Consider the following 12979-nt stretch of genomic DNA (forward strand, 5'->3'; position numbering starts at 1 on the left):
GCCGCCAGCGTTCGTCCTGAGCCAGGATCAAACTCTCCAATAAAGTATTGAAAAGAGCGATTAGCTCATTTTGAAACTGACGAGATTAAAAATCTCATTTATGCTTCGAAACCATCCAGTCCGAAGACATGTACGATTTCTCAGCGTCGATCTTGCAAGCAAGATCGCTACTCACTCGTTGTTCAGTTTTCAAAGATCAAACTTTTCATTCGCTACCGAAGTTGTTCGCTTCAGCAACTCTTATATATTATCACGTCCGAACCAACTTTGCAAGCTCTTTTTTTAAGTTTCTTTCGAAGCTTATTTTGTTTGCTTGCCGCACCGTGTTTCTCGTGTTTTCTTGGCCGGAATAAGAATATATCATGAATAACAACCACTTGTAAAGAGTTAATTTCAAATTATTTTATTATATACCTAGATAACATGCATTATTATATCCTTTCTTCTATTATAAATTCATCCTCATTAAACCTGAGCTCTACATTACCAACCGTATATAAACCTTTAATTCAACTCAAATACATAAACGTTCAATCCTTTTGATTGCAGAATGCCATAGAGAACTCTATGCAGAACACCAATCTCCGTCATACCACCCTACCTTATATTCATACTTTTATATAATAGATTATCACAAAGGTTATTCATCGCTTCTTCTATTAATGTAACTATCTTCATATAAATGATGTGAGTTTTGACAAGCTACTATCGCTATTGTTACCTTTATAGCAGAAGTGAGTAATTCAATATCATATATAGATAAAAATGTAGTTCCAAAAATAAGATAGACTCTTGGAGGGCGTAGCGTGACTCAATGGATCACAGAATTTATCCTTTTTTTCAAAGACTTGTCATATGCAGGTGTGGTCATTGCTTTATCATTTGAATTTGTGCCTGCCGAACTCGTTCTCCCGCTTGCAGGTTACTGGGTTTACCTTGGGGATATGAATCTTATTCTTACGATTATAGCAGGTACGGTTGGAGGGACATTCGGCCCACTAACGCTGTATGCGCTTGGTCGGTTTGGTGGAAGACCCCTCGTTGAGAAATACGGTAAGTATTTTTTCATTCGAACACATCATTTAGAAGCTTCAGATCGTTTCTTTGAGAAATACGGCAGTGGGGTGGCCTTCTATGGGCGCTTCGTGCCAGGGGTTAGAACTTTGATATCTATACCTTGCGGTGTTACCAAAATGAATGTTTTTAAATTCAGTCTGTATACCTTCTTAGCTATGCTGCCCATTACATCGCTTTATGTATATCTAGGCTTTAAGCTGGGCGCTCAGTGGGAGCATGTGGATGAGATTATCAAACCTTATATCCTACCGGCGGCTGCAATCTTTATAATCGGTTTTGGACTTTATGTTCTTATTAAACGATTCAGAAAAGGACGCGTATCACAGTAAACGACTGATGGTCTAGCTGACTTGTTGATCATCCAGTATATTGATTGATGGAACGTTAGAGACCTACGAGCTGAATCTCGGTAGCTCCTGCTGGGATAACGGTGTTGAATTTTCTTTGAACCCTCGGTCTCACTTCTCTACTCCGTCTCTTCACCTTAACGCATTCCGTTAATAAGCAATTTGGCGGTTCCATGTGGTAGGGCGGCTCCAATCTGAGTGTAAGCATCCGTTTGTAATAACGCAATGAAATAAATAAGCCCAGACTAACCGTGATGAGCGGTTGGCTGGGCTTAAATTATGCCTTACTATATTATTCGATTTACTCGAATACATAGAAACTTATTTTACAATCATATGACTCCACCAAGATTATGTTGATCATTGCCTCGTATTGCATCCCAATGGATTTAACTCATGCGAATAACGCCAAGACATGTATGCCGCGCTTTCCTCAATTAGTTTTCACCTTACAAAACGGTTAAGGTTCTAACACTTTACAATCGGCCATAATCTCCGGTTTGTAACGCATGCTGTCCGCTTCTGTGATTGGACGTATGACTTTACATGGAACACCAGCAGCTAATAAGTTTGCCGGAATATCACGCGTAACCACGCTCCCCGCGCCAATCACACTTCCGCTTCCAATCGTAACGCCTCCACATACTGTAACATTGGCAGAGATCCATACATCATCACCAATTGTGACGGGTTTGGCGTAACATAACGATTTAATATCTCCATTTTGATCCAACATCTGTCTGCGCTCAGACGCAATAAAGGGATGAACGGGAGTAACAATGGTTACATTAGGCCCAAAGCTGACATAATCACCTATCGTCACTTGTGCATCATCCTGTACAGTTAGGTTGTAATTTCCGAAGAAGTGATCCCCAATCCGGGTATGCACACCATAATGAAAGAAGATTGGACCTTGTATGAATCCCCCTTCCCCCTTAGACCCCAACAACTGTTGTAAAATCATTTCCCGTTCTTCACTCTGATCCTCATACGTCAGGCTATATTGTTGACTTAGGTTGTGTGAACGGCGTTTGATTTCCTTCAATTCTGGATTACTTGGACTAAAAAGAATTCCCTTCCTGATCCGTTCTTCTTCTCTCATACTCATAACCTCCACAGCGTATTGATGTTAGTCATAAGGTTTCTATTTCATTTCAACACTAAATACCAGCCGTGATAATGAATTCGAGACATTTTCCTCTGATAACAGATTCTTCGTAATGTGTGTTTACTAAGTGGTCGGACTAGCATCTTCTCAGCTACGAGGTCATCATAATTCCTGTAACTGGTTTCATGTCAATGGCTGCTCTGACTATAAAAAGTTAAGCTCATCGCCCGCACAAAGACGTAAATCCACAGAATCCTCTTCTGTGGATTATATCGATTCCTCAAGGATCGTCTCCCTTAACTCTTGAAGAATCATCCATCTTAGTCCTGCATCAAAATCTTTTTGAAATGTCCCTTGGTACACCACTTCAGGAAACGTAGGCATTGGATGTTCCATCTGATACTGCTTCCATGCAGCCTCCAGTTGCTCTATCTCCACTCTCTCCTGATAAATAACAATCTGATGTGGAGCTACAATAGCATTAATCGTTTGGATGATCTGGCAAACTTGCAAGAGGAACTCGTCATCGTTCATCTTAGCCTTCCAATTCGGCGCAGAAGGCAGATACTTAATTTCGCCAGACATTCCATTCTTTCCTTGCATGATCTGTCCATTCAACATGATTCCAAGGCCAGGTGGATACCGATTAGGGAAATAGATTCCGGTCACACACTGCTCTTTCATCTCCTCATGCTGAATGCAGTACCCGCTGATCGCAGCGTTAACGTCGTTCTCGACAAGAACTTTCAGACCGAATTCACTCTGAATATCTTGAATCAAACGTGAATTAATAAGTTCATCATGACTACTCACCGTAATATCCCCATCGACTGCTTGCCCTGGAATACCTATGCCGATCCGGTGAATAGAAGGATATGACGTAACGCATTGTTTGATCAATTGAAGAATGTGTTGTTTATCCAAGACAGGAAGAATGCACTCTTCCTTAGACAGCACTTCATTTTCCAAGTTAATCACGGTTGCTGAGATTAGTTCTTCACCTTTCATTTCTTGGATATATAACACCAGTGCAAGTCTGTAATTATAATTGTATCGATAAGCTTGCGCCGGTCTGCCGCCATTCGATGGAACTACTTTATCTTCAAATAACTCGCCACGATTATATAGTTCCTTCACCAAAGCGTTAATTGTCACCACACTAAGCTTCGTTAATGAAGCTAGTTGCGGCTTGGTCGCCGTTTCGATCTGTTGCATCACTTCACGTACATTATTTAGATTGATGTGTTTCATCAATTTTGCATTCGCTTTTCTCATCATCCGCTTGTTCCCACCTCAGTTCTTCACCAAACAAGAAGAAACAGCAGTACCATGTCTTCCAACTTGTAAAACTTATTTTAGCACTTTTGCTCCTTTACTCAAACAAGTCATCCATTGACCGAACCGGCTTCACTTCAATAGGTTCTTTCGAAATAGACAAGCTCGCATAGGCACCCACCCAAATGATTGCCGCTAAAATAATGTATACCATATCTGCTCACCTCCCCAACTTGTGCGGCTTAAGAAGCAGACGATTCACTGTCTCTGCACTAAGCAACATAAGTACAAGTAGGACGAACACAACGATCGGAAAAGCACCTGTACCTGCTCGCGCCGCCAGAATTCCGAACAACGGTGGAATCAATGTCGTTCCGCTATACGCAACGGCCATCTGGTAGCCCATTAGCTTGGCGGAATTTTCTTTGCCAAATCGAGTAGGCGTTTCATGTAAAAGCCCTGGGTAGATCGGAGCGAGGCCAAGTCCCACCAGTACAAATCCCGCTACAGAAAACGTGGAAGGCAGTGGGAGCAATAAGATGATTCCGCCCGCTATCGTTACCCATTGTCCATACCGAATCAACAAACGATTTTGAACTTTTAATGTAATGAAGCCTGTAATCAACCTGCCAAATGTGATACCTGCATAATATAGTGAGATGCTCGTTGCAGCTACTTCCGCTGAAAGATTCCTCGTGCCTACCAAATAACTGGCTCCCCATAATCCAACGGTGGTTTCCACCCCGCAATACAATAGAAAGGCTAGCAAAGACGGCTTAACTCCTCTTATATTCAGCACCCTCACCGGAAGACCCGTGTGCGACTGCTGCTCTGTCTCCACATGCTCTGGTTGTGATGATTCCCGCGTTGCAGCCACACGTTTCCATAGAGGCAAGGTTACGAGTAATACAACGACAAGTATCAGTTGGATGATCGCAACGGCTGTATAGCCGCCTCTCCATGAGTTCTCGCCTGCGATATAACCAGCCATGATGATCGGCCCCATGGTAGCACCAATGCCCCAGAAGCAATGCAGCCAGTTCATATGGTGTGCTTGGTAATTCTCGGCTACGTAGTGGTTCAATGCGGCATCTACCGCTCCAGCCCCTAGACCCAAAGGAATAGCCAAGAGCATAAACCAAATCATAGAAGGAGCCATCGAAAACCCAAATAGTGATACTGCAGTTAACAGGCAACTGAACAAGGTGATCTTTCCTGTCCCTATTGCCCGAATCATTCTGCCGCTTGCCAAACTAGAAACGATTGTCCCTCCAGCAATAATCATGGATATTAATCCTGCCGACCCTACGGAAGAACCAATCTCAGGCCACATGACAGGCCAAGCAGAACCAAGAAGTGAATCCGGAAGCCCTAGACTAATGAAGGCTAGATAGATTATGACCAGAAACCAAGTTGCCATGGATGTAACTCCTCTCTTTAATACTAAATAAATATTCTTTATAAAGTTTATATTGTAAGTATGCGAGTGATGACAATCTTTTGTCAATATCCATTCATTGGATTGCTTGTGGTTGTGTTCAACATTCATTAACTATGTATGATCATGAATAAAAGACCGGGGGTATTAACCCACGGCCTTTCACTCACTTTACCTTCACTAACAATAATCATTCATGTTAAGGCGTTTATTTCTTTTAAGATTACATAGCTACCTTGCTACTCAGCCTTATTTCCGCTCTACTGTATACCCTTTGTCTTCAAGAAGCTTCACGATTCCGTGCTCACCCAGGTAGTGGGCTGCGCCAACGACGATGAAGTACTCTTCACCTTTACCATTTTTCAGGTATCCGTCGATTTTATCTGCCATATCAATATTGCGATCAACCAGCATAGCTTTGTTGTATTCTTCGTTGCCTGAGAAACTGTTCGTCAGTTCAAGCAGCTGCTCCTCATTCCCCGTTTTCCACATCTCCGCCATTTGGTTCACACTAGTATCTAATACATCGAAGTTATCAATGGTTGATTTGAGCGTTTCCTCTTGCAGCTCTTTAGAGAAGTTGTTGAACATTCCCAGCTGAGATTCAATGGATTCCAGTTCAATGACTGGAAGTTGACGCTGTACCGCTTTCTGGATGAAATACAGATCTACACCTTCTGATGCTTCATATCCACCATCCACTGACTTGAGACCTCCGAGCGTAATTTCGACTACCCAAGGTTTGAATGTATCAAAAGCATTCGGCTCGATATCATTTTCCTTCAAAAGTTTGCCCAAACTTGCATACGTCTCGCTGGAGATATGATCTTTCAGCGTTGTTCCATCTTGATAGGTGCCGAGATCGAGGATCATCTTCTGCTGCTCTTCACCCACTGCTTTACCAATATCTACTTCTACACCCAAGTAGTCTGCTTCTGCAAAGGCTTCTTCAAATTCAGGACGCAGTGGGTAGAAGCTCTCATCTGCAATGTGCATTGAACCTACCAGATAGACGGTATTTCCGTTCTTCTCGACTTCCCACATAAAGCCACGTCCACCGGTTTGGACGGTCTCTGTGTCTCCACCTTTGGATACAAGCAATACGGTACGGGTAGAGGAATCCCAGCGAACTTCATAACCCGCTGCATCACCAACGATGCGAATCGGTGCATACGTTACCCCGTCGATCCGTGTAAGCTTGCTTTTCAGTGTAATCGTCCGGCCATCGACTACAGCCGTAATCGTATCATCTGTTGCTGTAGTCAGCTTAACATCCATCGCATCCAGCGTTGTACGCAGTGGAACAAGTGTAGTTCCTTTCTCTAGGATTGGTGCACCTGTAGCGTATTGTACGGCCTGATCATTGACCTTAACGGAAGTCTCCTGAGGTGCAGCCATAGCTGGTACTGCTGATGCGAGCAAACCTACCGAGACGGTAAGAGATAAGAGCATGCGTTTCCAATTTTTCATATTATGTATTCTCCTTTGGGATAAGTATAGTTGCCAATCATTGATTTAATAGAATGGACATACTTAGTTCATACGGATAAAGGTGGAACAAGGTCCCATCTTATTTTCGGAGTAGCTCCTATTCAGTGGAAAGTCTGGATGTGTCGATCGTTAATAATAACGTAAGAAAAATGACGGACTACAGCAAGAATCTTCTGTTACACTCAGAGAAGAAGACCCCCAACATTTGGGTTGAAGTGTGATATACATATGCATTGAAAGGTGGAGCATCCATGGAGAACACCGGCGTAACTGCCGAAGAAACAACCAATAAGAGGCCATTATTCTCTATTAAAAAGAAGCGGATTCCTTCTCTCACACCAGGCTGGAAAGGCGCTGTAGCTGCTCTATCAATAGTGACACTATTGATATATTTCATTCAAGCCTATTATTATTTGGGATCACGAGGTGCAAGTGACTACTGGATTGGCAGCTTACTGTTCCTATTTGCAACATTAGCATTGACCGGAATCCTTACAGGACTGCTGCACTGGGGCAAAAAATTACCTTCACGTTACGTATGGGCCATGCTTACTTCGCTCTTGTTGCTTTTAATAAGCTTATTGGGCCCCATCCCCCTTACGCTGCTTATTACGGTATGCATCCTCATTTCCTGTTCCGTGCTTGGCGCACTACTCTATCGATTCATCAGTGGTGTCTACCGGGAAGCTCGAACTTGGAAGAAAGTCCGGGCAGCCGCAAGTGCTGCAATTACTCTCGTCTTCGTCTGCATGCTCGGTTATTGGATCGTCAGCGAAGGACAGAAGGTATTTGCTGCGCCCTACCCGTTGCAGACGGTCAAGCCTGCGGAAGCTTACACAACCCTATTAACCAATCCGGCAGAACCCGGAACAGCTTCCGTAAAATCCCTAACCTACGGGAGTCATTCGACGTATCGTGACGATCTGAGCACAGAAATGATGCTGACTACCAAATCTGTCGACGGATCAGCCTTTGTTGGTGATTGGACGAAGAGACGCACAAGCACGTTTGGTTTTGGCGCTGGCGCAATGCCATTAAACGGAACAGTCTGGTATCCCGAAGGGGATGGCTCTTTCCCACTTGTGCTCATCGTGCATGGCAACCACCTTGCGACGAAATATTCAGATCCAGGGTATGCCTATTTGGGTGAATTGCTAGCAAGTCGCGGACATATTGTAGTTTCCATTGATGAAAACTTTCTCAACTCCTCGCCATTTAACGAATTGTTTGTATTCAAACCCCTACAAGGGGAAAATCGGGCGCGGGGATGGTTGCTACTGGAACACCTTAAGGTGTGGGAAGGATGGAATAATGCACGAAATAATCCATTTTATAATAAAGTCGACATGGAGAAGATTGCCCTAATTGGACATTCACGAGGAGCTGAGGCTGTAACCACAGCGGCGGCATACAACAAGATGACATCTTATCCCGAGAATGCCAACATTAAGTTTGATTACAATTTCAACATCCGATCCATTGTCTCCATAGCTGGTACCGATGGGCAATATAAACCGGCAGGACAGCCCATGTCCTTAAAAGACGTGAATTATCTGGCTCTGCATGGCACCCACGATATGGACGTCACCTCGTTTGTCGGAACGAGCCAGTACTACCGGACTGAATTTACGGATCGCAGTAGTGAATTCTTCAAATCTTATGTATACATATATGGAGCAAATCATGGACAATTCAATACCGAGTGGGGCAAACATGACGGTGTCGGGTTGGGCAACAAGTTGTTCAACACAGCTGGGCTTCTACCACAGGATCAGCAATTACAGGCTGCTAAGGTGCTCATCTCCTCCTTTCTAGAAGCCACCCTTCAGGAGAACACTTCATATCAGATGGTGTTTCAGGATCTCGGATACGCCAGAGACTGGCTTCCCGAGACGATGTATATCAGCAATTATTGGGACACAAATACGTTAACCATCAGCAGCTATGACGAGGACAGTGATCCAGGGACAACCACGTTGCCAGGAGGAAGCTTAGAAGGAGAAGGACTGAAGACATGGAAAGAGCAGAACGTCGAGATGGGACATACAACCGATCCATATAACGCCGTTGCTCTGGCATGGGATCAGACAGCAACGTCCTCCACTCCCGTATACAGAGTAATTCTACCTGATCAAGGCATCGACATTTCGAATCAGAGTTCTATTGTATTCTCCATCGCTAATACGGAAACTGATCAAGATGTAGATGGGGCGGATACGCTTGTGGATATTACGATCGTCGTTGAAGACGATCTCGGTAACACTAGCCGTTTACCGCTGAGTCGCGTCTCTCCGCTGCTGCCAATGTTTGAAGGAGCTTTGGCGAAGTCACCATTTGCACTGTTCAAGACAACGAAAGAGCCGGTGTTCCAGAATTATGCCTTCCAACTGGCTGATTTCATTGCAATGAACCCAGATCTCGACCCGGAGCAGATCAGAAAAATCAGCTTTGTGTTCGACCAATCAGAGAAAGGTAGCATTATGATACGGGATATAGGCATTCAGTGATCATTTCTAATTCGTATAACTGTATCCTATGGATGAAAAAAACACTCAACTTATTCGCGATGGGCTGTGAATGAGTTGAGTATTTCATTTTGCGCTCATAAAATCCGTTCGTCACCTACAACTAAACGTTATCAACGAATAGGCTTCATAAACATAAACCAAAACAATCATCAAATCTACGCACTCGGTTGGTCTCCGATCATTTGCAGCTCAATGTTCTTCATCTCATAAAAGTAGCCTTGCTGCTCCATCAGCTCCTTGAAGGAGCCCGTCTCTACGATCATACCTCGATCCATGACCACAATCTGATCCATCTTCTCAAGTCCTGTAAGCCGATGACAGATTAGAAGAAGTGTATCATCAGCTGACTGTGCGAAGACCTGCTGCAACACGTGTTGTTCTGTCACATAATCGAGTGAGGATGTTGGTTCGTCCAGAAGCCACATGCGTCCGCTCCGCAGCATGACTCTTGCTAGAGCCAGGCGCTGCTTCTCGCCATCGGATAGATTCTCACCCTTTTCATACACTGTATCGCCGAGTGACATATTGGGCAGTTGGACTTTATTCAGCACAGCCGCTAATTGTTCGTCAGCATGTTCTTCCCCATTCAGAAGTAAGTTATCCCGAACGGTTCCCTTGAAGAAGTGACCTTGCTGTAAGACAACATTTGATGTTTGCCATATGCTCTCTTCATCTAGCTTACTTAGTGAAACGTCATTCAACTGTATATCGCCAGACGTTGGCTCACGTAGTTTAAGTAACAGATCCACAATGGTAGACTTCCCTGATCCGCTCGGTCCGACAATCGCTGTTTTGGAGCCAGGTGGAAAAGTTATCGAAATATCATTCAATGCAGCTCTCCACTCCCCCTCATATTGAAAGGTAACGTGAGATAATTGGACTGAAACAGCCTGTTCGGTAGCGCACTGTCCGCCTGGTTGTGCAGGCTGTACATCGGAACTCTGAACCGTCTCGGTGAGTCGTCTGGCTGCATGTTCACTATCCTGTTTATACACGGGCAATACAGCCATCGCTGTTGCTTCTTCAAATACCGTCTGCGTAGCCAGGATCAGCATTGCGAGATAAACGCCAGCAAGTGACCCATCCATAATCAGCCATGCGCCAACGACCAGCACGCCCCATGTCACGAGATAGGTTACAAAAATATGCATAGATTGCCCACGTAGCAGATGCCCTGCTGCTCTTTGCTGCTCCAATGCCAATGCGGCGGAAGCCTGCTGGAGCCGTTGCTCCCGTTGCTCCAATTGCCCATATACCTTTAGATCGCGGAAACCATACAATACTTCGGTTACTTCTGTAGATAGCAATGCCCGTTGCTGGCGCACACGACCATGTATTTTACGCTGCCCCAGCAAAACAATACCTGGTACAACAAATGCCGTAATTAACATGCCCAGCACGAGCAGGCACGCAACCCAGAGCGAATAAACGGATGTAAACAGCACGGTAGACAAAAACACCATAACGACGATGATCGGCGGATACGCAACACGCAAAAAATAATTTTGCAAGCTTTCTACATCGCCAACGATTCGTGCAAGAAGATCCCCGCTTCGGTTTTTATTCAATATACCTGGTGTTATGGTAATGAGTTTGGCAAAAAAGGAGGTGCGTAAACGGCTCAACATGGAGAACGTAGCTCTGTGTGAGTACAATCGCTCCCCATAGCGGCTCGCGGCTCGAACAAAACCGAGCAGTTTGACCATTGAGGTAAGTACAATCAAGGTGTATAGCGGCGGCGCAAATACGGTTTGCGCGATCATATACCCACTGGCCGAAAAGAGACCCACACCTGCTATGCCTGCAATAAATCCACCCAAAATAGAGAGTAAGATATCCTTGCGCTCCTGAATCATGGCCTTGGACATCATAGCTAGTTCATTCATGTTAACCCTCCTTTTCGTTGAATATGAACCATCTCAGCATACTGAGGTAGTCGCTCTAGCAGTTCTTCATGTGATCCGGAGTCTATTAATGCACCATTCTCCATGAATAAAATGCTGTCCGCCTGTTGAATCGTATATAATCGGTGAGCTACGGTAATCATCGTTGCCTTCTCTGTCAGGGATGCAATCGAACGTTGCAGTATTCGCTCAGTGTGAACATCTAGTCCCACCGTTGGTTCATCAAACAAGATGATAGCCGGTCGTTTCAGGAAAGCACGTGCAAGAGCAAGCCTTTGCTTCTCCCCGCCAGATAATCCCCTGCCTCCTTCACCAACATAGGTATCCAGCCCTTGCTGCAATTGGGCAGTAACTGCACTAAGTCCTGCCTCCTCAGCCGCTTGTTCAATGTCGGCTCTGGATGTACTCGTTCCCGTACCAATCGCAATATTCTCAGCCAATGTACCTGCAAAAATATAGGGATGCTGTGTAATGTAACTCACCTGCTCGAACCAGGCGGCCTCATCATATGTGGACAACAGACGTCCATTGATCAGAACTTCCCCTGACGTCGGTTTTAATAATCCGGAGATGAGATGCAGCAGAGTCGTTTTGCCAGAGCCGCTTTTGCCAACAATCGCGATATGCTCTCCTGGTTTAATGGAGATCCTCTTCGCCTCAAGTTCAAACGAATCGGGTGCATACCGAAAATGGGTATCCATTAGATCGATAGACGGTGGCATAGGCGTCAGCACTGGATGTTCAGTCGACGACAATGGTTCCAATTGAACCTCAGCCATCACATCGGTATTCTCACTCTTGTTGTTATGAGCTACCTTTTCGCCATCGCTCTGTGCACTCGTCGTATTCGTGTCTGCAAGCATTTGCTCCACCTTGCGAATCGCCCCCATACTGGTTCTACCGCTATGAAAAGCGGTTCCTGTATTTTTCAGCAGGCTGTAAAACTCGGGAACAAGTAACAACACCAGAAAGGCCGTGTGGAACGTCAGCGCCTTAAATACTAGCAACTGAATAGCCAGTTCAAGAGCGACAATACCGATGCCTAACATGACGATCGACTCCAGCATGAAGGTGTTCGTAAACGCAATTTTCAAAATGCCCATTGTTGTATCTCGGTACCCCAGGCTGCTGCGTTCAATCTCCTTATGCTGACGATCAGCCTTACCAAATATTTTTAATGTAACTAGTCCTTGAAGCGAATCTAGGAATGTACCGGAAAACTCAGCTAGTTGCGCATATTTTTCCTCAGACTTGTTCTTGGTCTGTAATCCGACCAAAATCATAAATAAAGGGATAAATGGAGCGGTGCAGAGCAGAATCCATCCCGTGTTAGCATGTTGGGTAAATGCAACAACTAGGATCAGAATCGGAATGATCGCTGCCTCCATCATGCGCGGCATGTACTGACTGAAATAACTATCCGCCTCATCTACCGCATCCAGCGCAACACTGACCTTCCCTCCCGTCTGTCCGTGCAGGGTTGAAGATATGGAAGCATGGGTCAGGTTTTGCAGCACCTTAGCTCGCATATGCGTCTTGGCCTGGGCAGCCATATGCAAGCCGACCTTTCCATTGCCGTACGATAACAGCGTGCGCAGAGCCATGACAGCCAGCAATATACCGAGCAGCATAGCTATTGATGCAAAGGAAGCTTTCTCTACAAAGATTCGCTGGACTGCTTCAGCCATAAGTGTAGCCTGGCTTATAATCGCAACACCCAGTGCCAGAGAAATAAGAATAAGGAGAAGCCTGCTTTTTCGTTGTAATGACATTTGCTGAGTAATCAGACTCGATTTCCTTTTCACAGTACG

At 44.9% G+C, this 12979-nt stretch carries 8 protein-coding genes; 2 read left to right on the plus strand and 6 right to left on the minus strand.

All coding sequences use genetic code 11. The features are described 5' to 3' along the window. The first annotated feature begins 806 nt into the window (after window positions 1-806). Window positions 807-1406, plus strand: a complete 600-nt coding sequence (locus ASD24_RS11100) for a DedA family protein (RefSeq protein ID WP_056695492.1) — start codon at window positions 807-809, stop codon at window positions 1404-1406. Between the two features lie 478 nt (window positions 1407-1884). On the opposite strand, the gene ASD24_RS11105 is transcribed toward ASD24_RS11100, so the two are convergent. From ASD24_RS11105 to ASD24_RS11120, 4 genes are all read right to left on the minus strand, one after another. Further along, the gene (locus ASD24_RS11105; RefSeq protein WP_056695493.1) at window positions 1885-2526 is read right to left on the minus strand and encodes a sugar O-acetyltransferase; all 642 of its coding nucleotides are present in this window, start codon (window positions 2524-2526) and stop codon (window positions 1885-1887) included. A 273-nt stretch (window positions 2527-2799) separates the two neighbouring features. Beyond that, window positions 2800-3810, minus strand: coding sequence for an ROK family protein (locus ASD24_RS11110; RefSeq protein ID WP_442952588.1), 1011 nt, complete (start codon window positions 3808-3810; stop codon window positions 2800-2802). A gap of 217 nt (window positions 3811-4027) precedes the next feature. Further along, on the minus strand, window positions 4028-5227 hold the full coding sequence (locus ASD24_RS11115; RefSeq protein WP_056695495.1) for an MFS transporter: 1200 nt from the start codon (window positions 5225-5227) through the stop codon (window positions 4028-4030). Window positions 5228-5494: 267 nt separating this feature from the next. Then, a complete protein-coding gene (locus ASD24_RS11120) occupies window positions 5495-6715 on the minus strand; it encodes a TraB/GumN family protein (RefSeq protein WP_056695497.1) in 1221 nt (406 codons plus the stop codon). 272 nt (window positions 6716-6987) lie between these two features. On the opposite strand from ASD24_RS11120, the gene ASD24_RS11125 reads away from it, so the two are divergent. Then, the gene (locus tag ASD24_RS11125; protein WP_056695500.1) at window positions 6988-9243 is read left to right on the plus strand and encodes an alpha/beta hydrolase family protein; all 2256 of its coding nucleotides are present in this window, start codon (window positions 6988-6990) and stop codon (window positions 9241-9243) included. Between the two features lie 176 nt (window positions 9244-9419). Here the strand turns inward: ASD24_RS11125 and cydC are convergent, their stop codons facing one another. Both cydC and cydD read right to left on the minus strand, forming a co-directional pair. Continuing rightward, the gene (cydC, locus tag ASD24_RS11130) at window positions 9420-11150 is read right to left on the minus strand and encodes a thiol reductant ABC exporter subunit CydC (RefSeq protein ID WP_056695501.1); all 1731 of its coding nucleotides are present in this window, start codon (window positions 11148-11150) and stop codon (window positions 9420-9422) included. After that, complete coding sequence (gene cydD / locus ASD24_RS11135) at window positions 11147-12973, minus strand: thiol reductant ABC exporter subunit CydD (RefSeq protein WP_056695503.1); 1827 nt, start codon at window positions 12971-12973, stop codon at window positions 11147-11149. Before cydD ends, cydC begins: the two co-directional genes overlap by 4 nt. Window positions 12974-12979: the final 6 nt, after the last annotated feature.

This window comes from Paenibacillus sp. Root52 (genome assembly GCF_001426865.1).
Classification (GTDB): Bacteria; Bacillota; Bacilli; order Paenibacillales; family Paenibacillaceae; genus Paenibacillus.